Genomic DNA, 26,817 nt, shown 5'->3' with positions numbered 1-26,817 from the left:
CCATGAATGTCATATTTTCTTTTGAAGTCAGACGCAATACCAAGCACTGGCTAACCTATCTTATTGCCTTAATCCTTGTAATACTTGGTATTTTCTGCGGGAATCAGTTCAACCTTTCTGTGGGAGAAGGAATCTATTTAAACTCACCTTATACCATTGGATTTATGACCGGAATGCTGAGTCTTTCCATCATTTTCTTTGCCATCATATTTTCTTTACAGCTTTTATTTAAAGAGCAGGATTCCCGGTTTGATATCGTTTTATTTTCATTTCCACTTTCAAAACAGACTTATCTCAAAGGAAAATTCCAGACCTATTTTCTGCAGACATTTTTAAGTTTTTCATTTCTGATGCTTGGTTTTATCATTGGCCAGAGCTTACGTACCGGAAGTGAAATGCAGGAAGGATTTAATATATTTTACTACCTCTACCCTTTGTTGATATTTGGATTGGTTAATACACTCTTGGTGTGCAGTCTTCTTTTTTTAATAGCCTTTATGTACCGGAAAAAGCTATTGGTCGTCATTGGCGGATTGTTACTGTATGTGTTCTACATGATTATCTTATTATTTTCCAATTCACCATTCATGACAGGAGCTATGCCACAGTCATTAGAAGTCCAACAGCTTTCAGCCCTACTTGACCCTTTTGGATTATCTTCTTACTTTCTGAATGCAAGATCGTTTACTGCTGAACAAAAAAATGTACAGTTTGTCCCTATCACAGGCTATTTAATTTTCAACAGGGGTTTCTGCCTTTTGATATCTATAGGATTTTTATGGTTGAGTTTAAAGCTGTTTTCTTTCTCTGATACTTCAAAGCAAAAAGCGAAAAAAACACCCCTCAAATACGATTTTCAACCAAAGATCTTAAAATCCGAATATGCTTCAGTACAACTTAATTATGGAAGGGTTTCTACCATGCAATCCATACTATCCTTTGCCAAAATAGATCTGATTTATCTGTTCAAAAGTATCACTGTTCCTGCAGTTACTATTCTCTTGGTATTTGCAGTGGGAATGGAAATGTATGCCGAAATTGAAAAAGGAATTCGTCTGCCGCAGAAATATGCCAGCTCAGGGCTTATGGCAACCACCATATCGGAAAACTTTCACTTACTCGGATTGATGATCGCTGCTTATTTTCTTAACGATCTGTATTGGAGATCGAAATCATCCGGATTTTCACTCATTGAAAACAGTACTTTTTTCTCAAAGAATAAACTGGCTGGACATTTTATTTCCATCAGTATTCTGTTGTTCTTCTTTACTGCAATTTTAATTGGTGAAAGTCTTATTTTTCAAGCTGCTTATCAGTACTTTCATATCGATTGGAGTGCCTATCTCGCTGTTTTTCTTTTCAATACTTTTCCAGTGATCTTATTTTCAGGATTTGCTTTGTTAATTAATAACAGTATTCCGAACAAATTTATTGCGCTGGGAATTTCTATTCTTGCTGTTTTCCTGCTCGCAGGTCCTGTTTCCGGTAAACTTCTTTCCTATCCTGTTTTAAGAATATTTTCAGACTTTAAAGGGAGCTACAGTAATTTCAACGGGTATGGAATCTATGAAAAGGCTTTTGGACAAAGACTTTTGTTTGGAGCTGGAATAATGGCTTTATTATGGTTGATTAATGATTTTATTAAGCTTAAAAAGGGGTCCGTTCTTCAATATGTTTTCACTGCTATCCTATTCACTTCAGGCGTTGTGGCTGGAAGCTATTTCATGAAAGGTTATATTCCTAAAGATGATGAAAAAGAGATTTTGAATTCTGTTCAATATGAAAAAGATTTCCGTAAGTATGAAAGTCTTCCACAACCTGATATCACAGATATTAAAACTGAAATTAAACTGTATCCATCACAAAACGCCTATGAAATTATAGGTCGCTATACTCTTAAAAACCAAACAGACCAGCCTATTGATAAAGTTCTTGTTAATTTTAATGCTGATCTGAAGCTGATAACGGCTACTTTTAAATCTGAAGCTGAAACAATTACTGTCACTGAAAACACTTCCGAAGTTTCATTAAAAAATGTTTTGAAACCTAATGACATGGCCACTCTGGATTTCAAAATATCCTATCAATGGTTCGCTGTAAATGGACATCAGTCTTTTAATGCTATTATTGAAAACGGATCTTTTATGAGAATCAGCAGATATTACCCTACCATTGGCTACCAGAAGGATTATGAAATTCAGGATCAGGATGTACGCCATCAATATCAACTTGGAAAATTGAGAAAAATAAAGAAACCGGAGGCTCCGGAAGTATTCAAAAAGGACTTTATCAATCTTGAGATGGTAATTTCCACTGAAAAGCATCAAAGTGCAATAGGAACCGGTGATCTGATAAAGAAATGGACCCAATCAGACCGGAATTATTTTCAGTATCAAGCAGAAAACATTCCTTTCCGTTTTGCTGTTTCTTCCGCTGAATATAAGATGAAAAGTATCCATTATAAAGGTATTTCCATCAATATTTTTTATCATAAAGATCATTTTGAAAATGTAGATCATCTCTTGAAAAATGCTCAGCTCACCTTGGATTACTGTCAGCAGAATTTTGGGAAATATTCGTTCAAAACCATCAATTTTGCAGAAATATCATCTTTTACCAGAGGCTTTGCGGCCACAGCCTACCCGTCTGCTATTTTTATGCCTGAAGATATGGTCTTTCACGCCAATATACATGCCGATCAGAAACAGGATGTGATTAATGAACTGGCAGGACATGAGCTCTCCCATCTTTGGTGGGGAAATAGCCAGATTAATCCCGATGACCGAGAAGGCTCTGTAATGCTTACCGAAACCCTTGCCATGTACACCGAAATGATGCTTTACAAAAAAATGCACGGAAAGGAACAAATGATGGAAAGAATAAAGGTTCACCAGCAAATCTATGATAACGAAAAAGGATTATCTGAAAACCTTCCCATCTACAGAGCAACCGGAGATGTTCCTCATATCTCCTATTCCAAAGGAGCTGTTGCGATGGTGAAATTAAGCGATTTAATAGGCGAAAACAAAGTAAATATTGCATTGAAGGCCTTCCTTAATAATAATCAATATCCTAAAAAACCGAGTTCCTTGGATCTGCTTCAGGAATTCTATAAAGTTTCTCCCAATGATGCTGTCCGAAAACAGATTGATGGATTATTTAAAAATCCATGATCTCCGAAGTCTTATGACTTTGGAGATTTTATTCTGCTTTTATGAATATATCCTTCTTTTCCTTCTTTAGTTTTTACTAAGAACCAATCTCCAGTATTATCCAAAACCTCAATATGTTCTCCTGATTTTACTTTTTGTAGAATTTCTGAGGAGGTATTTTTATTTTTTCTTAGGTTTGTGTAGCCATCTGGGTCTTGTATTGTATATTGGGAAAGTTTATGGCTAATAAAAGATACTATTTCGTCTATTTTGGAATACGTAGGATCATAATATTCATCAATATCTAATTTACCATTTAGAGCGTCTTTGTATACTTTTTTTTCTCGACTATCCTTAAGTTCTTTTTTTGAGAAAATGTAATTTCCACTAAGTGTTTTTATTGCTGCAAAATCCTCTTGTTTAATTGCGGTACTCATCAATGTATCAATTGTAGGTTTGTCAAATTTATATTTAGTAATAAAATATTTTAACCAGCTATCATGAATGTAATATTCATTATTACTAAATGTTTCATTATTGATAAGTAATAGTAATGTGTTTAAATTAAAATCTATTTGTGTAGGATTGGTTTTTTCAAAATTATTCAATGAATTTTTAAATGCTACAATTTCTGGATTATTAGAGTTTAAATCCTTAGGAGTAAATTTTATGATCGAGCCTTCATTAAAAAGTTTTTCAAATTCTATTTTTTTATTACTATCAACAACTGCATGCGAAATTTTATTATCTGAATTCTTATTCTGATAATTACAGTTTGCTAACACAAATAGGCTTAATATAAATAATAGCTCTCTCATTTTAATATTTAAACTCAAACATTATTATTTATCAGAACATTTTATAAGCTCAATAGTCGTATGCTTACTATCAAATGGATTTTCTGTTTCAATATTCTTTTTCAATTTTTTATGATAAAATCCAAACCATGTTAAGTTTAGTTTGCCTTCTCCCATAAACTCAATGACACCCACAGGCTTTTTATTATCCATATTATCCCAAACTTCCATATTGTCAGGTAAGGGAATTATTGGAGGAAAGTCTGTGAAATACAATTCATATTTGTTAGTATCTATTTTTTTCAATTGAGCATTCATTGCAAATCGCTCTGGAATTATAAATTGAGCGTTAGTAATTGTTGAAGAAAGGGATACATGAAGATTTGATCTACAATCAGAAAACCATACGCCATCATATTGTTTAAGAGGTAATGTTACTGTATTATTTTGAATATGAGAACTATCTTTCTGGTTGAGATTAATCATTGAATTTAGTTCTAGTAATGTAGTAATATTCTTTTCATTAGAACTGTCATTAATCTTGATTTCTTTAATAAATTGCCATTCTTTTTTTTCTTTATTGTATAAGTAATAAGTTTTTATATAAGGATAAATTAAATCGAGTGTTTGCTTTTGCAAATACTTTAATGGAATATACTCAGCAATTATCTCATAATCTTTTAAATTTGGTTCTAATTTTCTTTTAATAATATTATCCAAATCACTGAAATATTTATCATCAGGATCATCACCACCATCTAGGCCATTCGTAAAATCAAACTGTAGCCATTCCTTTTGTTTTTCAATATTTTTATTGATAAAATTTACAGTTAAACTTCCAATATCTTTATCTATATAAGTATAAATTGGATAATCTGAATCCGGACTTAATTGATAGCCATGAAAATATTTTTTATCAAATAAATCAGGAATTGCTTGATTTTTACTACTAGTCTTTTCAGTCGTAATAGTTGTAACTATATTTTTTTTATTCTCTTGACCATTGCAAGAAATAACTCCTGATATTAATATAGAAAAATAAAAAATATTAATTAGTTTCTTCATAATGTATTGCCTTTATTGTCAAATTTAGATTTCATATAATTTTCTGGATTCAAATCTGCATTCAATTTACACCTTTGTTTATTATCAGATCCCCCTATAGTAGAATAAGAGGTTCCGGCCTCTACATGTATATGTCTGTGTTTAACTTCAACATGCATAGCATTCCCTGTACTTCCAGATAACCCTATTATTTGGTTGTGCTTTATTTTTTCTCCAACGCTGACTTTTACCTTGGATAAATGAGCGTAGAAATGATATACAATTTTTCCAGTTTTATCTTTAGATCTAATTGTTATTGTATTCCCATAACTAGTAGGGCTTTCATATCCTTTAACATAATCATTTTGTGGAAGGTCCGTTCTTATATGAACTACTTCTCCACACATCATTGAGTGTACTTCTGTACCAACAGCTGCTAAAATATCCGTTCCAGTATGATAATACTTTTTACCATTTGATTTGATTCTATATTCTTTTTTATATCTATTATGATTTTTATTACCACTTTGATCATTAACTTTAGGAGTAGGAACTACATCTGAATACTCAAAACATTGTGAGCAGTCGTTAGGACATTTACTAGGTAATAATTCTTCTTTTTTAATATTGTCTCCACAACATCCATAACCAAATTCTTTTAAAAAACCTTTTTTCAAATGTAACTCTTTATTAGGTTCAATAAGTTCTTGGGCTAATTTTTCCTCATAAATAGCTTTTACCATGTCAAAAGTATATGTTGAGCTCTGTTGACCATAGGGAGAATCTGGTAAACTAGCCCAGCACAGACTGGAGATTAATGCAGCTCTTTTAATATCATTATCAATAATCATTTGAATAATATCACCCTGCTGCTTTTTAAATCTTTTTCGCCATTCTTTAAGCTTTTGTTCTTGTGCAATATCATGAATCTTGTTCTTTTTGTCTTTCCAAACTGTGGGATTATAAAAACTATCGGCACGATCATCTACATAGTTGTGCTTCATAATAACTAGGCAAAATTTATCTTGGGATTCTTGATCAAAGCTTGAAATATTATATCTTTTTGCATAATCTAATTTTCCAGAATAATTCCATTTTTTATTTTTATCTTGATAATAGCCTTTCAAATTTTTCCAAGTATCAGTCATTATTTGATAGGATCCTGCTGCTGATGAGCGATGTTTTCCTTTGCTATCGGTTACAACTTCCTGAGGGTGTTCGCTGAAATCTGAAAATTGTTTTCCACTGTATTGCGTTGTATAACCGATTTCATTTTCAGTACCTTCTTTTACCCTAAGCATCCTAATAAATGCTCTCACCCTTGCTTCACATTCACATACCGTTTCTTCTTTTTTCTTTTCCAATTTCGGCTCCTTCACCATCACAGGACTATTCCCACTTTCTACTTCCGTAGGCTTTGCATCTGCACTCACAGGCATCACGGCAGAAGTCACAGACGTATCATTATGTATTACTTCTATAAAATAATCCTGCCTTGCGCTGTCACTGCCACCGTCTTTGGCTTTATCAAACATTTGCTTTGTGAGCTGCACATTATTGATGTAATTATTGTCACCAATTAAAATACAATCTTTTTCAAAAATCATATCATGGGTCCATGTAAAGTTATCTTCTTCCCATATCTTTACCTTCACTTTTTTGTCTTTCATCTCCTTTGCAACAATCTTTATTCTTACAGTAGTTCCTACTTTCGAAGAATGGAGTCTATTACCATTGTTATCCACAAATTCGGCACTCAGTATCTTTCCTTGAGGATCATCACTCTTTTTCCCACCTGTAGTTACTGGAAACTTTGAAGAATTGGTTTGGGGTTTGGGCTTCTCTGGAGCAGGAGATGTTTTAGGCTTTGCTGGTGAGGGAGTATGTCCTTTAGGAGCCTCTCTTTTTCTTGGAGGTTCGGGGTTATGAGTAGGGTTAACTATATTAATGTTTGGACTTGCTTTTTGTATATGTTTACTAACCACATCAGCCGTTACATAATATTCGTGAGTGGGTCCCTCACTTTTATCACCTGATGCAGTGCGTGCATTGGCAATCAGTACAGCCATTGTGTAAAAAGGTAATCTGAAAACAGCTTCTGCCATTCCTTTTTCATTCACTCTGCTAAGTACGGGGACGGGATTAATTTTGTTCAACGCATTTATTGTGGGATTGTGTCCTTCTCCCTGAGCATCATCTTCCCAAAGGGTAAAAGCAATATTCATCTCAAACATTTCTACACAATATGCCCTTGCAATAATGGTGTCTTTGTAGCTCAGCTTCTTACCTTTTGGAATAGGTTTATAGTTGGCATCCAAAAGTTCCACTCTGGTTATTTTAGGTTCTTTAGCCCTTTGTGGATGTACAATAAGCTCTCCTTTATCATTTCCTTGCTGTACTACAATCTTTATCCCTTTATGGAGCAAACTTTTCTGTCCGAAAATATAAGGAACTATTTGACCTTCTTTATCGCTTCCGCCTTTTCTCCATCCTGTTTTAGTCTGTACCATAACTTCCCAATGTGCTTTGGGTACTTGCAAAGGGTTTTTAATAGGTTGTAAAGGATTCAGCCAGCCATTTATTGTAGAAACAGAATACATTTCCTGTTTTCCTATCACAGGTTTATCGTTTCCGATGATTGTTAATTTTCCCATATTTGTGTTTGTGTTTATTCGCAGATGTTTACATCTTCTTCCTGTTCATCCTGAAATTCTTTGTAGTCAAGCAGTGGATTTATATTCTGTTGCTCTTTAGGGTCCGCCTTTCTGACATTCTGCTTAGTTATCTGCGCAGTTTGTCCATGTTCTTTTATGGTGATTTTCCCACCTGTTGCACACATAAGTTCAGAGAGTTCTGTAATACAACTCTTGCTCATGACTTTGGTTTTCTCATAGGGTTTTTACCATTTTCCTGCAGGAGCAAAAGTACAGGGAAGATAGCCTCCTGAACTTGGCTTCAGTTTACATTGTCCGAAGCTAGGGCCAGGTGGATTAAACTGTACGTCATCCTCTGTCACTGCTAAATAATCCGCTTGTCCCTCTTTGTTATTCCAATAATGTTTTTGGTGCGAGGTAACTTTAAACTGTGGAAATTGATTCCCTTGATTACACTGGACTTTTCCTTTTTGGACCACGAAGTATTTACCATCGTGAGGGGAAGTATTTTCTGACATCGTATTGTGATTTTGGTGGTTTCAAATTTAATAATTATCTGTAATTCTTTCTAGTAAAAAATCTTCTCTTTGGGTATTTTCATGCCCGAAATATTGAAATCCTGCTTCAATTTTATACAATGATAAATTCTCTCGGTTAAAAAGATATTCTGCAAAATGTTCACAATCTATAGGTTTCTTTTCTATATCTGTTTTCTCATCGAACTTGGAATCTATAAAGTGTAATCCTTCCAGGTTTCGACTATCAATAGAGATACCTTTTTGCTGGATCTTTACTCTTTCATCATCTACAATATCTTTAGATAATAATATGTTTTGAAATTCAAATCTTATCGGCTGAGCATCAAAAATCCAGGGACAAAAATCATAATAAACATCTGAACTTGTCCAGTTTCCTAATTGGGTTCTATAGAATGTCCCAAACATAAAAAAGCTAAATAGTGTATTTCTAAACTTTTGAGAAAGGATTTCTGGATTTCCAATGATACTTTTCATCTTTTCAATATAATCAGAAGAATATTGATCTGGAAAAAAGTTCTTTATGGAATCCAATTCAGAAACAATATCTTCTGTTTTCTTTGTCAGTACTATATCAATAAGTTTTCCTTCAGAATCTATACTATATCGAATTGGGTAGATAACCTCTATACACATTTTTGCAAGGGCATCCACTTTGGTATCTGAAGTGTCTTCATTTTTTCTAAAGTCAAATGCTGAAAAGAGAAAGTGATAATACCCATCTTTAATTCCTTTAAGATCTAATCTTACTTTGTTTTCATACTTTTCAAGGATTGTATCATCGGAATAGGTAGTCTGGGTAATTTGATAAGTTCCCTCCCAAAGTTTAAAGTCAAAAGGGAATTTTCCATTAGCTGGGAAATCATAAAAGCTTTGGCTATCATCTCTGATCTTCTTGTTAATTTCACGGATTTCTTGTGATAATGGTATATAAAGTTTCATTCCCTGAACAATATCTCCCTCAAAACATTCCGACAAAGGACAGTTTTGATTATGATAGTCCCTTAAATACTCAGGATTTTCAAGCTGTACCTCATGACAAAGGTCAACAAGGGATTGTCCTTCTTTTACATAATAAATTATCATTTGGATATGTGTTTTTATGATGCAATAATAAGTAAAATCAATCAAAAAAACATAGGTGTTTTCCCCATAGTTTGAATTATTATTTCTTTGTTAGACTGAAATTGACTTTGATATATGAATAGTATTTTTCAAATTGAACCTCTTCATTAAAAACGCCTATATATCAACAAAAGAATATAGATCTTTCAATATTTTTTAATCCTTTAATAAAAATATTTTTTCAGGAGTTGTAACAAAATAAAAATTGTATCAACAAATTAATTGACATATCAATAATTGATACATCATTTTAATCTGAAAGTATGGAAAAATTAAATTCAATCATATTCTACAACATAGACAAAGCCATTAGAGCCTATAGAAACTATGCACAACGCCAACTGAAAGCCCATGGTTTTAGTATAACCATCGATCAGTGGTTGATTATCAAAGCTATTCTGGAAAACCCGGGAATTACCCAGAATGAAATTGGTGATCTTGTTTTTAAGGACAACGCTTCTGTGACGAGAATTATTGATTTAATGGTAAAATCCGAATACGTCACAAGACACGTTCATCCCGATGACCGCAGAAAAACGAATCTGGAAGTAACAGATTCCGGAAAAAAGGTTATCAAAGAGGTTCAGAATATCGTTGAAAACAACCGAGAGGTTGCTTTGAAAGGAGTCTCCAAAGATGAGCTTGAAATGATGTATTCCGCTTTACTCAAAATTTCAGAAAACTGTCTCAACCCTAAACAATAAAAACACTATGGCCAGAATATCTTCACTCCTATTTCTCTGGTTGCTGCTGTTCTTCACCAGCGCACTGTCAGCACAGAGTACACAGAATTTTTCCCTGTCAGGAAGCATTAAATCTGACAAAGCGGAACAAATGGAAATCAATCTTTTGGATGCTGATAATAAATTGATTAAAACAGAAATTGCAGATTCCAATGGAAAATTCGGATTCAATGATCTTAAAGGTGGAACCTATCATCTCAAAATCAGCAGAAACGGATCTGAGGTTTACCATTCAGACAATATTTCATTGGCTGATAACACAACTCTTCCTTCTATTGATCTTGCTATAAAATCTATTGAAGGCGTAACGATCACCAAAGCCAAGCCTATGATTGAAAGGCAGGATGGTAAAATGATTATGAATGTAGAGAACAGCATTGCCAGCACCGGAAATTCTGCCTTTGAGGTATTGGAAAAAGCACCGGGAATCAGTATTGACAACAATGATAACATCAGCCTTCGAGGAAAAGGAAACCTCCTGATCCAAATTGACGGCAAAAATACCCCAATGACCGGAAGTGATCTTGCCAACTATCTTAAAGGAATACCTTCATCTACCATTGATAAAATAGAATTCATTACGAACCCTTCATCAAAATATGATGCAGCCGGATCTTCCATCATTAATATCAAGCTTAAAAAAGAGCAGAGAAAAGGCACAAACGGCAGTATTTCAACCTCTTTGGGTATGGGAAAATATGTAAAGAACAACAACAGCTTCAGCATCAACCACCGAAATAAAAAAATCAATATTTTCGGGAATTACAGCTTCGCATACAGAGAAGCTTACAACGGACTGGTTCTGGACAGAAATTTTTATGAAAACAACAATTTCAAAAAAGCCTATATACAGGATAATTATCTGAAATTCAGATTCAACAGTCATGTAGCCAAAGCAGGAATGGATTATGATTTGAATGATAAAAATGTACTGGGATTTTCTGTAGGATTGGTTTCCAACAAATTCAATATCAATGGAGATAATTCTAATTTGACACTGGGCAGTAATCGCCTTCCGGAAAGCACATTCACTACAGCGAACACTTCCAATGACCGCTGGACCAATCTTTCATTCAACCTTAATCATAAATACACAATCGATTCTTTAGGTTCTGAAATCTCTACTGATTTTGACTATATCAACTACGCCAATTCTTCGCTGCAGAGTTTTGATACCAGAACACATGAAATAGATAGTGGAACGGATAACTTGAATATTATTAAAGGGGATATGGACGGAAAATTGAATATCTATTCCTTAAAATCTGACCTTACCAAGAATTTTAAAGATGAATGGAAACTGGAAACAGGAATTAAAACCAGCTTTGTAAAAACAGATAATGATCTGAAATTCTTCGATGCCAGCTCCGGAGTACTTATCCCCGACCTCTCCAAAACCAACCATTTTATTTACGAAGAAAATATTAATGCAGTGTATGGAAATCTCTCTAAAAAATGGGAAAAATTTAAAGCCACAGCAGGTTTAAGAATGGAAAACACCAATGTAAAAGGTACCCAAATTACTACCAATCAGATCAACAAAAGAAATTATACGCAATTATTTCCAAGTGCTGTTTTTTCTTATGATCTGACGGATAAAAGCAACCTTGAAGTCAATTTCAGCAGAAGAATCACAAGGCCAAGCTATAACCAGCTGAATCCTTTTAAATTTTATCTTGATCCCACTACGTTGAAGGCAGGAAACCCTGACCTGAACGCACAAACCACTATGAATTATGAGCTGACATACAGCCTGAGCAATAAATATTTTGCAACTTTAAGCTACAGTAAAACCTCAAACAATATCACGGATATTCTTAAACCTGTGGCAGAAAATGGGCAGGTAGTTACTGTACAAACGATTGAAAACCTCAATTCTGTATCTTATTTCGGATTATATCTCATTGCTCCTGTGAAAGTAACCCAATGGTGGGATATGAACAACAGCGCTAATTTCTACTATGGTTCCTACACTGGAAATGTTTCAGGAACACAGATTAATAATAAAGGGAATTTCACCTTCAATATCAACAGTATCAATTCATTCAAACTTGGAAATGGTTTCACTGCTGAACTTACAGGAAATTATAAGGCAGGAGAAGTGTACGCTTACCTGGATATGAGCCCGAACTGGTATCTGAATATCGGTGCCCAGAAGAAATTTAAAAATAACAGTACTCTGAAATTTTCTTTCACAGATATGTTCTTTACAAGCAATATAAAAGGACAAACCGTTTATAATGATTATCTCGAAAACTTTGCCGTAAAAAGAGATACTCGTGTGGTGACGCTTTCTTATACTTACAATTTCGGTTCTTCTAAAAACGGACTGCCGAGAAAAACCGGAGGAGCTGAAGATCTAAAACAGAGAATAGGAAGCTAGAGTATGAAGAGTTGTTGTATTGTTTATTGAAAAACAAGTATAATAATACCTCTGTAAAACAAAAATCCCTCAAAATAGAGGGATTTCTTTATATCTAAGAATAATTTTCTTAAGCTTCAGTAGAAGGTGTTTGATCTTCAGCTGGTTTTTCAGCTTGTGGTTTTTGTCCTTCCGGTCTTCTCTGTCCATCCGGTCTTCTTTGCCCCTCTGGTCTTCTTTGTCCGTCTGGTCTACCTTGACCCTCTGGTCTTTCAGATCTTTCAGGTCTTTCAGTTCTTTCAGGTCTTGGTAAAAGAACTTTACGGGAAAGCTTCATTTTCTTACGATCATCATAACCCATAAATTTAACTTCTACTTCATCACCTTCAGCATAAGGAACTTTGTCTAAACGAGCCCATTCAATTTCAGAAATGTGAAGAAGACCTTCTGTTCCTTTAGCAATAGCAACGAAAGCTCCGAAATCCATTACTTTCACTACTTTACCTTTGTAAACTTCACCTACAACCGGTACGAAAGTAATTTCATTGATCTTAGCAACAGCAGCATTGATCTTTTCTCTGTCTGTTCCTGCAATTTCAATACGTCCGATCTCACCAACTTCTTCAATAGCAATAACGGTATCTGTATCTTTCTGCATCTGCTGAATAATTTTTCCACCAGGCCCGATTACAGCACCAATGAAGTCTTTTGCGATCTCCATTACAACCATTTTCGGAGCATGAGGCTTCACATCAGCTCTTGGTTCAGAAATAGTTTCAGTAATTTTATTTAAGATGTGTAATCTTCCATCTCTAGCCTGCATCAAAGCTTTTTCCATGATATCCATAGAAAGTCCCTGAATTTTGATATCCATCTGGCAAGCAGTGATACCGTCTGCAGTACCTGTTACTTTAAAGTCCATATCTCCAAGGTGATCTTCATCTCCTAAGATATCAGAAAGCACAGTGAATTTACCCGATTTTGCATCTGTGATCAATCCCATTGCAATACCGGAAACAGGTTTTGTAATCTGTACCCCAGCATCCATTAGTGCTAATGTTCCTGCACAAACTGTTGCCATTGAAGATGAACCGTTAGATTCAAGGATGTCAGAAACAATTCTGATTGTATAAGGATTTTCTTCAGGAATAACTGCCTGTAATGCTCTTTGAGCAAGGTTACCGTGTCCTACTTCTCTTCTTGAAGTTCCTCTTAAAGGTCTAGCTTCACCCGTTGAGAATGGAGGGAAGTTATAATGTAGGAAGAATTTTTCGTCATGTTGTGTGATTACGCTGTCTACCATGTTAGCATCTTTTACAGAACCTAAAGTTACTGCTGTTAAAGACTGAGTTTCACCTCTTGTAAACACTGCAGAACCGTGAGCTCCCGGAAGGTAGTCAATTTCCGACCAGATCGGACGGATAGTCTGAGGGTCACGACCATCAAGACGGATATTGTCTTCCAGGATCATCTGACGCATTGCTTCTTTCTCTACATCATGATAATATACTTTTACGAAAGGCGTTACTCTTTCCAACTCCTCTTCATTATCAGCATATTGAGCTAAGAATTCTTCACGAACTGCTTTGAATTTCTCACCTCTCTCCTCTTTTCCAGATGGAGTTCTTGCTACTTCATATACTTTATCGTAAGTCTCTTTCCATACTTTTTCACGAATTTCTTCGTCGTGATTTTCGTGAGAATATTCTCTTTTAGGGAAAGCTTTACCTACTTTTTCTGCTAATCTCTCCTGAGCCTCAATTTGCTTTTTAATTTCAGCATGACCAAAATTAATAGCTTCTAACATTTCCTGCTCAGAAATTTCTTTCATTTCTCCTTCTACCATTACGATGGAGTCTTTAGTAGCTCCAACCATAATATCTAATTCAGAATTTTTCAATTCTTCATAACTTGGATTGATAGAAAGTTGTCCGTCAAATCTTACCACTCTTACTTCAGACATAGGTCCGTTGAAAGGGATATCAGTAATTGCAATCGCTGCAGAAGCTGCTAAACCAGCTAAATCATCAGGAATTGTTTTTCCGTCATAAGAAATTAAAGAAATCATTACCTGAACTTCAGCATGGAAATCTTCAGGGAAAAGTGGACGCAATACTCGGTCTACCAATCTCATTGTTAAAATTTCCTGATCAGAAGGTCTTGCTTCTCTACGGAAGAAGTTTCCAGGAATTCTTCCACCTGCATAGAATTTTTCTCTGTAATCTACTGTTAAAGGTAAAAAATCTACACCAGGATTTGCTTCTTTATTGGCTACAACAGTTGCTAAAAGCATTGTTCCACCCATTTTTACTACCACAGATCCATCAGCCTGCTTTGCTAATTTCCCTGTTTCAATAGTGATTTCTCTGCCATCAGCAAGAGTAATCATTTCTGTAAACGCTTGAGGTATACTCATAAATTTGTCTTCTTAATACTCCGTATTGAGTATGAATTAATATTTAAACTCTTTAAATTTCGTGTGCAAAGGTACTATATAATAATGATATATTAAATTTTTCAATTGCATAAATAGGCTGTCAAAATACAAAAATTTGGCTATCAGTTTTATGAAAGTTTCAAAAATTAACATCCGCAATTCAAACATCCTCATCATTTCTGAAAATAAAACACTATTTTTTATGATATTGTATTGAAAAACTCTAGTGTTTTTGTATTATTGTCTCAAAAAATGGAAATAATATTTTAATCACATAAAAAGTATAAATTCCATTGTAAAAAAACTTAAAATAATTGCAGAACCCTGGGCTGATCCCTATATTTGCCCTGCTTCAACAAATAGATGCTGTAGGCAGAAAAGCTAAGGAATAAATAAATGTTTATGAATAAAGAAGTACAAACTCAAAGCAGGAATTATACGGTTCCATTGATTACCATCACCCTGCTGTTTTTTATGTGGGGATTCATCACCTGCATGAATGATATTTTGATCCCCTATCTGAAACAACTCTTCAAACTCACCTTTTTCGAATCCATGCTGGTACAGTTCTGTTTCTTCGGAGCTTACTTTATCGGATCTCTGATTTATTTTCTGATTTCCATTTCTAAAGGTGACCCCATCAACAAAGTGGGATATAAAAAAGGAATTTTGTTCGGAATCGGTTTGGCAGCATTAGGCTGTATCCTGTTTTACCCGGCAGCAACATTCTCTTATTATCCTTTATTTCTGGGGGCTTTATTTATTTTAGGCTTAGGATTTACCGTGTTACAGATCACTGCCAATGCCTACGTTTCATTACTTGGTTCAGAAGATTCTGCATCCAGCCGATTGAATATGACCCAGGCTTTCAATGCCTTCGGGACAACAATTGCTCCGGTATTGGGTGGACATTTAATTTTTGAATTATTTTCTGAGCCGGACGGAACTTTCAGTGCAGTAGCAACAAGAATTCCTTATTTAATCTTTGCAGCAATACTTCTATTAGTAGGATTATTAATTTCAAGGGTAAAGCTTCCTTCATTTCAAACAGAAACTGAAGAAACGGTTCAAGGTTGGGGCGCTCTGAAATTCAACCACTTAAAATTCGGAGTTTTTGCTATGTTTTGCTATGTTGGTGGTGAAGTAGCCGTAGGAAGTTTCATTATCAGTTTTCTTGAAGAAACCATGAAATTCAACGAAGCGATCAGTAAAAATTATCTTTCCTTATATTGGGGAGGAGCGATGATCGGACGTTTCTTAGGAGCCATTTCATTAAACCACTCTATTAGCCAGGCTAAAAAAGCCGTTTTTATGTTAGGAGCTGCAGCAGTAGTCTTCCTTGTCATCTTCAGCATTGTCAACCTTAGCTTTGAACAAATCAGCTTCTTTCTGGTATTCATATTACTGAATTTTGCAGCCTTCTTTGTAGGAAAAGCTGCTCCGGCAAGAACGCTTTCTATTTTTGCTGCCATTAATGTTATTCTATTGATTTCCACAATGGTTAACCATGGAGAAATGGCAATGTACAGTGTTTTAGGAATCGGAATTTTCAACTCCATTATGTTCTCTAACATCTATACTTTAGCCATTTCAGGATTAGGAAAATATACAAGCCAGGGATCATCCTTAGTAGTAATGGCGATTTTAGGAGGCGCTATCGTTCCTATTTTCCAGGGTTATCTTGCCGATCAGTTTGGAGTACAGCATTCATTCATTATTCCTGTATTCTGTTATCTGGTGATCTTAATTTTTGGAGCTTACTGCAGCAAATACCTTGGGCATGTGGAAAGCACTGAAGCTAAAACAGGACATTAAATAATATACATATAAATAAATTTATAGGCTGTTTCATCTCTGGAACAGCCTATTTTTTGTCTAGTATCTTAGTGATGATAGCTCTCATATTTTAAAGCACATACATTAATAAAAGCATTATTTCATTCGTGTATTTGTAGCTAAAATAATGTTGAAAAGTGCTAAGTCGCTAAGATTTTTGACAGATTTACTGCTATAGGGCACAAGAATTTTATCAAAGATAAAATTTTGATATTCCATAGCTAATTAATAGAATAACCATTTTTGTCATTCAGAGCGTAACGAAGTGTAGCGTGGAATCTAAATTTCTCTTGCAGATCTCACTGATTCCGCAGATATTTGAATTTGCTTTTTAATAGCTATAAATAACCGAATTTATTGTATTATTCTTATAGCAAATAGTGGTATTTCGCCTTTCAATACGCTCAGTATGTAACTTTGTTTCTGAAATTCCGACCTATTTTATAGATCACTTAAATTTTTTCTGATGAACATCCAATTAAAACTTGAATACACAGCTTTTTTAGTCCTTGGAATTCTGGCCTTTTCCCAAACAGGATATTCATGGTGGTGGTTTGCAGCTTTGTTCCTTGCTCCTGATATTTCCATGCTGGGATATACAATTAATAATAAAGTTGGTGCATTCTGTTACAACCTGTTTCATCATTTTGGTGTAGCTGTTATAGTCTATCTTGTTGGGGTCACCTTATCCATACCCTATTTACAGATGATAGGAGCTATTTTATTTTCACACTCTGCATTTGACAGGATATTAGGCTATGGATTGAAATATCCGGATAGCTTTCAGAATACACATTTGGGGAAGATTGGGAAAAAGTGAAATAATTAGATATTAAAGTGAATTAACCCAATACATCAAATCGAAAGCTTATCCCCACCAGAACTGATTTAAGTAATAATATTCACTCTGATGTTCTATGACAAAACAATTATCATAGAAGGTTTTATAGGAAAAAATACGGGTGATATTGTAGATAAAAAGAGCATCAATTAATGCAAAAAGTGTATTAGAAAATCCTTTGGAGTTGTAGGCATTTCCCTCAGTATCATGTAAATATTTTTCAATAAAATTCTTCAAAAGTTGTTTATATTCTATGATATTCAGTTCTTCAAGACTATCATTAATTTCAAGCTCAATTTCCGAGACTGCTTTTCCTTTATAGAATTTGAAACTTTCAAAATAATTTCCACCTATAAATTTTCGTTCCATATAAGGTCTTATAGCCATCAGAAAACCTTCAATAAGTCCCATCTTATAATTTTCGTTCAAAGCTTTATCTCTATAAGAATCCGGAATTTGATAATTATATTTTTCGAAATATCTGAACACCTTGCTTGCTGACCAAATATGGCTTATATCTATAAAATGCCCATTATTTAAAGGTAACAATTGTATAAAAAATTCATTAATATAAAATTCACTCCCAAAACCAAGCTCATTTCTCTGTACCATATCAGACATATCATCATCGGTAATTTCAATATAACTATCTGATATTTTCATTACATGCAACTCATCATTAAAATAGGTATAAACATATTCACCCTGCCGATCTTTTTCTTTAGCAACAACTTTATACTCGTTCTGAAGCGCATTTACACTTATAGCTATTTCTTTGTCTTTGAAACGTATTTTCATAATTATTTTGATTTTTATGTTAATCCTATTTCCAGGCTATTTATTTTTTGATAGTGCAAAGTAATAAAGATAGTGCGCAATATTTTTGCGTAGAAAATAGAGGATGAAAAAATTGAGTAGTACGTTTACATATCAACTTATTTCAGGACGGGACATAAGCAACAAAAAAAGCAACCTCTTTCGAAGTTGCTTTATTTTGAAAATCTTTATAGATTATTTTCTTAGTCCTAATGCAGCAATAATTGCTCTATATCTTGCGATATCTTTTTTCTTAAGGTAATCTAGTAAACTTTTTCTCTTACCTACCAATTTCACTAGAGATCTCTCTGTGTTGAAATCGTGACGGTTAGCCTTTAGGTGTTGAGATAAGTGATTAATTCTGAAAGTGAAAAGAGCGATTTGTCCTTCTGCGCTTCCTGTGTCTTGTGCAGATTTCCCGTGTTGTGCGAAAATTTCCTGCTTTTTGTCTGTTGTTAAGTACATTCCAATATTGTTTAATGATTATTATGTAACGGGTGCAAAATTACGACTATTTTTTGAATCTGCAAACATTATTGATTTCATAAATCAAATTTGATAGAAAAAAATGTTAAAAATTTCTTAATAAATTTTACACAATTTAACGAAAAGGCAGTAATTTTGCATTCGAATTACAAATGAGAAAATTTATATTCTTTACAGCCGTTACTACTTTTTTATTCATTGGCTTTACTTCAGTACAAGCACAAAGAAATACCGATGATAAAATAAAAAAAGTTCTATACTTCAATCCCGAGGTAGAGCCTGATATTGATGAAATTAAGGAGCCTACCAACAATGCTTTCTTTGATGCCGTTTCTGATAATTTCAGCGGAAGAAGAAATAAAATGCTCCGTGCAGAAGTACAGGTTCCTTTTGATAGTATAGATAAGCAAACCATTATGGACTACTGCTCCAATAACGATGCAGATTTTGCGATTGTTTCTAAAGTACGTTACTTTAAAGTAGGTTTTGGGAAATACGTTTTCTCCAATCAGGTAGTAGTAAGCCTGAAGCTTTTTGGAGCTGATGGAAATCTGGTTGCAGAAACAGATCATGATACTTATCGTAAAAATATGCGTCTTCTGGGTTCTACGGTAAATTCTGTAAAAATAGGTACGGAAGGAGCTATTAAAGGAATCATTAAAAAACTGAGAAAACTGAAGCCTACGGAAGCGGAATTGTAGAGTTTAATGTTTTAAGTTTAACGTTCTGATTCCCCTACTCTTATTGAGTACATAATCAATTTACCTCACAAAAGAATCGCCAATGATTTGGACAGATTCTATTTTCTCTTTTACATTCATTTTTCAATCATCAGTAAGAGTATAACAGATTAATAAAAATAACTGTTATTCATAGCTCTTTTCCTGCAATACATATTTATCATTCTACACCGCTGTTCTTCTTTCATTACTTTAGTTTTATATTTAATCTAAATCATTATGAAAAATTGAAAAAAATTAACCAGAAACAGTCAGAAAGAGATTCTGGGTGGAGGTAGAAATGGAGGCATTCAAAAATGTGAATATCACTTCGAGTGTCCGAGTGGATCATGTTGCACAAATGCTTGCATGTATGCTCCTTGCCCAGAATTATAATCCTTTTTAACCTCCAATGCATAATGCCCGTTTATGCTAAAAAGGCTTTCCTTCTTTCGAAAACATAGCAACAAACAACTGATATCCAATTAATTATTTTCACTAAATAATGAATAATTGAAAAAAAATTATTACTTTAGACTAACATTAAAACCAAAAATCTATGAAAAATTTAAAAAAACTCAACAGAGAAGCAGCAAAGCAAATCAATGGAGGAGCTATTGCAAGATGTAGCAATACAAGACCGTGTACAATAGGATGGTGTTGTGATGGTGTTTGTAGTCCCTACATGTGCCCCATAATAGATTAGAAAGTAAAAATACATTTAGCATCTGTTTTCGCAGATGCTTTTTTTATAACAGAAATTAAAAAAACACATAACAAACTGATTATCAAATAAATATTTTCACCAAATAATGATTAATTTAAAAATTATCACTATTTTAGTCTAACATTAAAACTAAATTATATGAAAAATTTAAAGAAACTCAACAGAGAAGCTGCAAAGCAAATTAATGGCGGAAAAATTGAAAGATGTAGCGAAACCAATCCTTGTCCAGTGGGATGGTGCTGTAATGGAGTTTGTTCACCGTTTATTTGTCTGGAATACTAAGCTTTAAAAACGAATAACATGAAAAATTTAAAGAAAATCAGCAGACAAGCACAAAAAGAAATTATAGGAGGAATCATCAAACGATGCATTGAGCATTTTGAATGTCCGGGTGGATCATGTTGCAGAAATACATGTGTTTTATACCCTTGCCCTTTGGAATAAACTATGATAAGAAATTCAACACCTGTGTTTTTCAGGTGTTTTTCATTTATACAAAACAATAAAAATCAAATACTTATTTTCATTTAAATATTTTCACCATCAAATGAATAATTAGAAAATATTTATTATTTTAGTATCACAATTAAATCCAAAAAACTATGAAAAATCTAAAGAAAATCAGCAGAGAAACTGCAAAGCAAATTAAGGGAGCAGGTCTTACAAGATGTACAGAACACTCACAATGTATTTTCGGAATGTGCTGCAAAGGAGTATGTATGGAATATATCTGTTTTGAAGAATAATTTTGAGCTTTTAAGGTAAAATCAATTCTCATGAAAAATTCAATCTTAAAAGACTGAACCGAAAGGAGCAAAAAGAAGTAAAAGGAAGCTTACAAATGAAAAAATGCAGAAGTACTTATCCTAAATGTGATCCCGGTGAATGTTGTACGGGTGGGTTCTGCCTTCCCTCTCCTATTATAGAATGCGAACCTATTCTTGATTAAAAGGATATTTTTTAAATTTAATTTTTAACATCCGCTTCGGTGGGTGTTTTTTAATGCTGTTTTTCAAGTTTTAGACTTTAATAAATCCTTAAATTTCCCAGTTTATTACTCAGTCTTAAAAATTTGAATTATTTTTGCATATCCTAAAAATTCACGTTTTGAACTCCAGAGACGAACTTATCTTCAATCCCGCCGACATTGCCGAAACTCTCAGCGAACTTCCAGCTGACGAGCGGCTGCTTGCGTTCCTGAAGGTTCCAAAAGAGTACAAAGCAGAGGTATTTTCCCACCTCGACCCTGATTTCCAAGAAGATACAATCAGAAGTATCGGAAGTGACGAGGTTTCCGAAATTTTGAATGCAATGACTCCTGATGACAGGACTTCCCTTTTTGAGGACTTTCCTGATGAGCTGATTAAATATTCCATCAATCATCTTAACCCACAGGAAAGAAGGATTGCCTTGAAGCTATTGGGCTATAATTCTGATTCCATTGCCCGTCTGATGACGCCTTATTATATCCAAATCCGTAAGGAATGGACTGTAAAAAGATGCCTTCAACAAATTAAAAAGGTAGGAAGAAAGGTGGAAACCATGAACTATCTGTATGTAGTGGATGAAAGAAACCGCCTGATTGACGACCTTGCCATCGGAACTTTATTATTGGAAGAGGAAGATACTTTGGTTTCTGATATGACAGACAATCATTTTGTTGCCATTACCACTACAACATCTAAAGAGGATGCCGTAACGTATTTCGAGAAATATGATCGTGGAGCCCTTCCTATTATCACAGAAGCTGGCGTTCTGGTAGGAATTGTAACAATTGATGACATTCTTGACCAGATTGAACAGCAAAATACCGAAGATATTCAGAAGTTCGGGGGATTGGAAGCGTTAGACCTTCCCTATACTCAAACTTCATGGACAGAAATGATTAAAAAAAGAGCAACATGGCTGATTATTTTATTCGTTTCTGAAATGCTGACTGCTTCAGCAATGGGATATTTTGATAAAGAAATTGAAAAAGCTGTTGTTCTTGCCTTATTTGTTCCATTGATTATTTCCAGTGGTGGAAACTCTGGATCTCAGGCCGCAACCTTGATTATCCGTGCTATGGCCCTTCAGGAGATCAATCTGAAAGACTGGTGGTACGTTATGAAAAAGGAGATCATTTCCGGCTTGTGTCTGGGCGCTATTTTAGGTGTCATTGGATTTATCAGGATTATGCTCTGGCAAAAGATTGGTCTTTTCGATTATGGCCAATATTGGGTATATGTAGGATTGAGTGTTTCTGTTTCCCTGATTGCTATTGTACTATGGGGAACTTTATCAGGTTCTATGATTCCATTTGTTTTAAAGAAATTAAATCTTGACCCTGCCACATCTTCAGCTCCATTTGTAGCGACATTAGTGGATGTTACAGGATTAATCATCTATTTTACGGTAGCCGGACTTTTCTTAACCGGAAAACTTTTGTAATTTTAGGCATCATCTAAAATGCCAATATGAAAATCGTTTCACTTGTACCCTCTATTACAGAGGCGCTATTTGATTTAGGCCTTACGGAAAATGAAGTTATCGGACGAACAAAATTCTGTATCCATCCCGAAGAAAGGATAAAAAATGTTCCTATCATTGGGGGAACAAAAAATATCAATATTGAAAAAATTAAAGCGCTACAGCCGGACATAATCCTTGCCAATAAAGAGGAAAATATCAAAGAACAGGTGGAAGCTTTAATGGATGACTTCAGGGTTATAGTTACCAATGTAGAAACTATTGAAGATAATTATTATCTGCTTAAAAGTCTGGGAAAGCTTCTGGGAAAGGAAGAAAGAGCCCAACTTTTCAATCTTAAAATCTACGAAATGCTTAATCAGGCTAAGCTTGAGAATCCTGTAAAAGCCGCCTATCTCATTTGGAAAAACCCATATATGACGATTGGTTCAGATACATTCATTCATAGAATACTGACGGAAATAGGCTTTGAAAATATTTTTAAAGACAAAACACGATACCCGGAAATTACTACTGAAGATCTGGAGAAAGCTGATGTGATTATGCTATCTTCTGAGCCGTTCCCTTTCAAAGAGAAGCATATTGAAGAGCTGCGGGCTTTCTATCCTGAAAAAAAGATTATGATTGTGGATGGAGAAGCGTTTTCCTGGTATGGAACTCATATTGCGAAATGTGAGCATTACTTTAAAGAATTACTGGCAGAAATACATGCTATGCAGATATGATTTTTAATAGAAAAAATCTCTCATAAAAATTACTCCTTGTCTTATCCTATAATTTTTGGTACATTGATCTGAATTAATACAAAAAACATATGTCCGTTACTGTTATATTATCTGAAGGAGCAGAATTTGAGCACGTTATACGAGAGGTTTCAAAATACATTCACCTTTACGTAATGCCATTTGGAAAGGATGAACGAGCCTTCACACGCATCGATAAACGCGAAAACATGTATGGTGGAAACGGAACTGTGCATATGATACAGATGTTCGAACAGAAGGAACTGGCTAATAATCGTCTGGCTGCTTATATGGTTCTACTGAACAAGGGTGATGAATCCGGGTTTCATACTCACAATGAAAGAAATGAAGAAGAATTGTATGTGGTTGTACATGGAACCGGAGAATATCGTGAAAGAACCGGAACAGACGGGCCAATTCGTACAAAAAAACTTCAGAAAGGAGATATTACAGCTATTAGTTCTATAGGTTATCATTCTATCGAAAATACAGGTAATGAACCTTTAATCATGTTTGTTATCACGACCAACAATCCATAAAAATAAGAAACTCCGGTCATAAGAGCCGGAGTTTTATTCTTTTGAATTTGATTACAAAATCTTGGAAACTTCATTACAAAGCCATTCCAGTAATTCTCTGTCTTCAGCCGTAAAAGGATCAATCGTGTGAGAATCAATATCAATCTGACCGATGTTTTTCCCGTCTTTAAAGATTGGAACTACAATTTCAGCTTTAGTATCAATTGAACAGCTTAAATAATTGCTTTCTTCATGCACATCAGGCACTACAAATGTTTCATTGGAAATGGCTACCTGACCGCAAATTCCTTTTCCGTAAGGGATAATGGTATGATCTGTTGGAGCTCCAACATAGGGACCTAAGATCAATTCATCTTTATCTCCATTTTTAAAATAGAAACCTGTCCAGTTAAAATAAGAGATTTCCTGATCTAGCAGGTGGCAAACTTTTTCAAGCTTCTCTTCTGTATTATGTTTTGGACTTTCAAGAATAGAGGAAAGTCTTTTCTTTAATTCTGACATTATATTAATATTTTTAAGAGAATTGTTTTAAAGGAAGTTCTTCTTTATATCCGAACATTCCACGCTCTTTAATCATTTCTGCTACACCTTCCGGAACCTGAGTTTCCCAGCCTTTAATGCAACATGCTATTTTTCTTAAAATCTCTCTTGAGTAGATTTCTAAAAACTCAGGATTGTAGTTTGTAATATCTACAATACGATTATTACGCATGAAATATTTATACAATTCCTTAAGGTTTTCTTCTACTTTAAGATTGGTAGAATTCAATAGCTGATGAGTTTCAGGATCTTTGTAAGGATACAGATATACCCTCATCCCGTTTCGGAAAAATTTACCGAATGCTTCAAGAATCCCTCCTGAAAGGTTTTTATAGTATTTCTCATCAAATACCATCAACAGGTTGTTTACTCCCATTGCAACCCCGATATTTCCACTTGTATAAGATGCGAAATAATCAATCAGTCTATAGTATTCCGAGAAGTTTGAAATAATAACAGTATATCCTAATTTACCCAGAATATCTACTCTATCCAGAAAGTCTCTTTCATCAATATCTCCATCTGCTCTCAAATTGGAAATGGTAATTTCAATAAGAACTTCTGTTTCTTCATGGGTACAGATGGCATCTTTCAGGAACATATCCATTCCGTTCTGAAGCATATCAATATTTACTTTCGTTACAGGTCTGAAACTTCCTCTTACCGCAAAGATGTTTTTCTTGTATAAAACATCTGCCGGAAGCATATTGTTCCCCTGAGAGTTGAAGATCACCGCATCAGTCATACCATTCTTCACTAACTGAAGAGACATCAGTCTGTTGTCTACATATTCAAAAGCAGGACCACTGAAATCGATCATATCAATCTCAAGGTTGTCTTTTGCCACATCATCGTATAAAGATTCTACTAAAGTTCTTGGATTATCAAAGTAATTAAAAGCTCCGAAAATAAGGTTTACCCCAAGATTACCCAACGTTTCCTGTTGCAAAGTAGCATCATTCTCGTTGAATTTCACATGGATAACGATCTCATTGTAATCTTCATTTTCTTTAGTCTGAAAACGGATTCCTACCCAGCCGTGGCCTTTTACTGTTTTGTCGAAGTTGATGGTGGTTACTGTATTGGCGTAGGAAAAGAATTTTCTGTCCGGATTGTTATCCCTTGAAATTCTCTCTTCGATTAATGCTACTTCATAGCGGAGCATTTTACGAAGTCTATTTTGGGTAACATACCTGTTTTTTACTTCTTTTCCGTAGATGGCATCACTAAAATCTTTGTCATAAGCAGACATCGCCTTAGCAATCGTACCGGAAGCTCCCCCTGCTCTAAAAAAGTGACGAACAGTCTCCTGCCCTGCTCCAATTTCTGCGAAAGTACCATAAATAGTAGGATCTAGATTAATTGTTAATGCTTTTTGTTTAGGAGTTAGTTTCTGATACATTAGGACATTAAATTTTTTGTAAATTTACCAAAATTAAACCAACCTCAAAACAAAATGAAGTTGAAATTTTTAGGAACCGGTACTTCCCAGGGTGTGCCTGTTATTGGCTGCACCTGCGAGGTGTGTATTTCCGAAAATCCAAAAGACAAACGTCTTCGCTCTTCCGTAATGGTAACTACGGATGAAAATAAAAAAATACTCATAGATTGCGGTCCGGATTTCCGGCAACAAATGCTTACTAATCATGAACATACTGTAGATCTCGCACTGATTACCCATGAACACAACGATCATGTAATCGGGCTTGACGACATGCGTCCGCTTATTTTTAAAAGCGGAAAGGATGTTCCACTCTACTGTTATTCAAGAGTCGCGCATGAGATTAAAAACCGTTTTCCTTACGCTTTTACAGATGTAAGATATCCCGGTGCGCCGGCTTTTGAGCTTCATGAGATTGAAAATAAGCCATTCCATGTTTTAGATACAGAAATTACCCCTATTGAGGTGATTCATTTTAAAATAAGTGTCTTTGGATATAAGTTTAAAAACCTGGCTTATATTACAGATGCAGGTTTTATTTCTGACACTGAAAAGGAAAAATTAAAGAATCTGGATGTCCTGATTTTAAACTGTATCAGGAAATTTGATCCCCATCCGGCTCATTTTATCCTTCCCGATGTTATCAAACTGTTTGAAGAACTACAACCTAAAAAATTATTTTTAACTCACATCAGTCATCATTTAGGGGTGCATGATATTGAAGATAAACTACTTCCACCCGGAATGCACCTTGCCTACGATGGTTTGGAGATAAATTTTTAAAACTTTTTTTTCAAAAAGCTTTTGAAC

At 34.6% G+C, this 26,817-nt stretch carries 24 protein-coding genes and 1 pseudogene; 14 read left to right on the top strand and 11 right to left on the bottom strand.

Annotation, left to right across the window (positions count from 1 at the left end; all coding sequences use genetic code 11):
- Positions 1-2 precede the first annotated feature (2 nt).
- The gene (locus tag J2772_RS04795) at positions 3-3,173 is read left to right on the top strand and encodes a M1 family aminopeptidase (RefSeq protein ID WP_209913818.1); all 3,171 of its coding nucleotides are present in this window, start codon (positions 3-5) and stop codon (positions 3,171-3,173) included.
- Positions 3,174-3,184: 11 nt separating this feature from the next.
- Here J2772_RS04795 and J2772_RS04790 read toward each other — a convergent pair whose 3' ends face one another.
- The 6 genes and pseudogenes from J2772_RS04790 to J2772_RS04770 form a co-directional block, all read right to left on the bottom strand.
- Entirely contained in the window at positions 3,185-3,970 is a 786-nt protein-coding gene (locus J2772_RS04790) for an SH3 domain-containing protein (protein WP_209913816.1), read from the bottom strand.
- 24 nt (positions 3,971-3,994) lie between these two features.
- Positions 3,995-5,014, bottom strand: coding sequence for a hypothetical protein (locus J2772_RS04785; RefSeq protein WP_209913814.1), 1,020 nt, complete (start codon positions 5,012-5,014; stop codon positions 3,995-3,997).
- Positions 5,011-7,503: a peptidoglycan DD-metalloendopeptidase family protein gene (locus tag J2772_RS04780; RefSeq protein WP_209913812.1), complete on the bottom strand. Its 2,493-nt coding sequence runs from the start codon at positions 7,501-7,503 to the stop codon at positions 5,011-5,013. Before J2772_RS04780 ends, J2772_RS04785 begins: the two co-directional genes overlap by 4 nt.
- A 158-nt stretch (positions 7,504-7,661) precedes the next feature.
- Positions 7,662-7,874: pseudogene (locus J2772_RS24140) on the bottom strand (DUF4280 domain-containing protein); the annotation flags it as partial.
- 18 nt (positions 7,875-7,892) lie between these two features.
- On the bottom strand, positions 7,893-8,165 hold the full coding sequence (locus J2772_RS24135) for a DUF4280 domain-containing protein (protein ID WP_245365131.1): 273 nt from the start codon (positions 8,163-8,165) through the stop codon (positions 7,893-7,895).
- A 27-nt stretch (positions 8,166-8,192) separates the two neighbouring features.
- Positions 8,193-9,269 (bottom strand): hypothetical protein, encoded by a 1,077-nt coding sequence (locus J2772_RS04770; protein WP_209913810.1) that lies wholly within the window; start codon positions 9,267-9,269, stop codon positions 8,193-8,195.
- 302 nt (positions 9,270-9,571) lie between these two features.
- Between J2772_RS04770 and J2772_RS04765 the strand changes: the two genes are divergently transcribed.
- The gene (locus J2772_RS04765; protein WP_209913809.1) at positions 9,572-10,012 is read left to right on the top strand and encodes a MarR family winged helix-turn-helix transcriptional regulator; all 441 of its coding nucleotides are present in this window, start codon (positions 9,572-9,574) and stop codon (positions 10,010-10,012) included.
- A gap of 7 nt (positions 10,013-10,019) precedes the next feature.
- The gene (locus tag J2772_RS04760; protein WP_209913807.1) at positions 10,020-12,434 is read left to right on the top strand and encodes a TonB-dependent receptor; all 2,415 of its coding nucleotides are present in this window, start codon (positions 10,020-10,022) and stop codon (positions 12,432-12,434) included.
- Between the two features lie 109 nt (positions 12,435-12,543).
- Here J2772_RS04760 and J2772_RS04755 read toward each other — a convergent pair whose 3' ends face one another.
- Positions 12,544-14,829: a polyribonucleotide nucleotidyltransferase gene (locus J2772_RS04755; protein ID WP_209913806.1), complete on the bottom strand. Its 2,286-nt coding sequence runs from the start codon at positions 14,827-14,829 to the stop codon at positions 12,544-12,546.
- A gap of 423 nt (positions 14,830-15,252) precedes the next feature.
- Here J2772_RS04755 and J2772_RS04750 point away from each other — a divergent pair, with 423 nt between their 5' ends.
- Together J2772_RS04750 and J2772_RS04745 are read left to right on the top strand one after the other, a co-directional pair.
- Entirely contained in the window at positions 15,253-16,665 is a 1,413-nt protein-coding gene (locus J2772_RS04750; protein WP_245365129.1) for a sugar MFS transporter, read from the top strand.
- A gap of 487 nt (positions 16,666-17,152) precedes the next feature.
- On the top strand, positions 17,153-17,506 hold the full coding sequence (locus J2772_RS04745) for a DUF4260 domain-containing protein (protein ID WP_209913801.1): 354 nt from the start codon (positions 17,153-17,155) through the stop codon (positions 17,504-17,506).
- A gap of 48 nt (positions 17,507-17,554) precedes the next feature.
- Here the strand turns inward: J2772_RS04745 and J2772_RS04740 are convergent, their stop codons facing one another.
- Both J2772_RS04740 and rpsO read right to left on the bottom strand, forming a co-directional pair.
- Positions 17,555-18,325 (bottom strand): hypothetical protein, encoded by a 771-nt coding sequence (locus tag J2772_RS04740; protein ID WP_209913799.1) that lies wholly within the window; start codon positions 18,323-18,325, stop codon positions 17,555-17,557.
- A gap of 213 nt (positions 18,326-18,538) precedes the next feature.
- Positions 18,539-18,808 (bottom strand): 30S ribosomal protein S15, encoded by a 270-nt coding sequence (gene rpsO / locus J2772_RS04735; RefSeq protein ID WP_045494446.1) that lies wholly within the window; start codon positions 18,806-18,808, stop codon positions 18,539-18,541.
- Positions 18,809-18,981: 173 nt separating this feature from the next.
- On the opposite strand from rpsO, the gene J2772_RS04730 reads away from it, so the two are divergent.
- From J2772_RS04730 to J2772_RS04700, 8 genes are all read left to right on the top strand, one after another.
- Positions 18,982-19,530 carry a pyruvate decarboxylase gene (locus J2772_RS04730; protein ID WP_209913796.1) on the top strand — a complete coding sequence of 183 codons (549 nt, stop codon included), beginning with the start codon at positions 18,982-18,984 and terminating at the stop codon, positions 19,528-19,530.
- Positions 19,531-20,107: 577 nt separating this feature from the next.
- Positions 20,108-20,254, top strand: a complete 147-nt coding sequence (locus J2772_RS24395) for a bacteriocin-like protein (RefSeq protein ID WP_410493398.1) — start codon at positions 20,108-20,110, stop codon at positions 20,252-20,254.
- 159 nt (positions 20,255-20,413) lie between these two features.
- Positions 20,414-20,557 (top strand): bacteriocin-like protein, encoded by a 144-nt coding sequence (locus tag J2772_RS04725; RefSeq protein WP_209913794.1) that lies wholly within the window; start codon positions 20,414-20,416, stop codon positions 20,555-20,557.
- Positions 20,558-20,575: 18 nt separating this feature from the next.
- On the top strand, positions 20,576-20,719 hold the full coding sequence (locus tag J2772_RS04720) for a bacteriocin-like protein (RefSeq protein WP_209913791.1): 144 nt from the start codon (positions 20,576-20,578) through the stop codon (positions 20,717-20,719).
- A gap of 158 nt (positions 20,720-20,877) precedes the next feature.
- On the top strand, positions 20,878-21,021 hold the full coding sequence (locus tag J2772_RS04715) for a bacteriocin-like protein (RefSeq protein ID WP_165601924.1): 144 nt from the start codon (positions 20,878-20,880) through the stop codon (positions 21,019-21,021).
- 361 nt (positions 21,022-21,382) lie between these two features.
- Positions 21,383-22,705, top strand: coding sequence for a magnesium transporter (gene mgtE, locus J2772_RS04710; RefSeq protein WP_209913788.1), 1,323 nt, complete (start codon positions 21,383-21,385; stop codon positions 22,703-22,705).
- A 26-nt stretch (positions 22,706-22,731) separates the two neighbouring features.
- Positions 22,732-23,469, top strand: a complete 738-nt coding sequence (locus J2772_RS04705; protein WP_209913786.1) for an ABC transporter substrate-binding protein — start codon at positions 22,732-22,734, stop codon at positions 23,467-23,469.
- An 89-nt stretch (positions 23,470-23,558) separates the two neighbouring features.
- Positions 23,559-24,026: a cupin domain-containing protein gene (locus J2772_RS04700; protein ID WP_209913784.1), complete on the top strand. Its 468-nt coding sequence runs from the start codon at positions 23,559-23,561 to the stop codon at positions 24,024-24,026.
- Positions 24,027-24,077: 51 nt separating this feature from the next.
- On the opposite strand, the gene J2772_RS04695 is transcribed toward J2772_RS04700, so the two are convergent.
- Positions 24,078-24,527, bottom strand: coding sequence for a GAF domain-containing protein (locus J2772_RS04695; protein WP_209913782.1), 450 nt, complete (start codon positions 24,525-24,527; stop codon positions 24,078-24,080).
- Between the two features lie 13 nt (positions 24,528-24,540).
- Entirely contained in the window at positions 24,541-25,968 is a 1,428-nt protein-coding gene (locus J2772_RS04690) for a TonB-dependent receptor (RefSeq protein WP_209913780.1), read from the bottom strand.
- Positions 25,969-26,022: 54 nt separating this feature from the next.
- Between J2772_RS04690 and J2772_RS04685 the strand changes: the two genes are divergently transcribed.
- Complete coding sequence (locus J2772_RS04685) at positions 26,023-26,790, top strand: MBL fold metallo-hydrolase (protein ID WP_209913778.1); 768 nt, start codon at positions 26,023-26,025, stop codon at positions 26,788-26,790.
- Positions 26,791-26,817: the final 27 nt, after the last annotated feature.

The sequence above is a fragment of the Chryseobacterium jejuense genome, assembly GCF_017877355.1.
GTDB lineage: Bacteria > Bacteroidota > Bacteroidia > Flavobacteriales > Weeksellaceae > Chryseobacterium > Chryseobacterium jejuense_A.
This window is presented reverse-complemented; position numbering and strand designations above follow the sequence as displayed.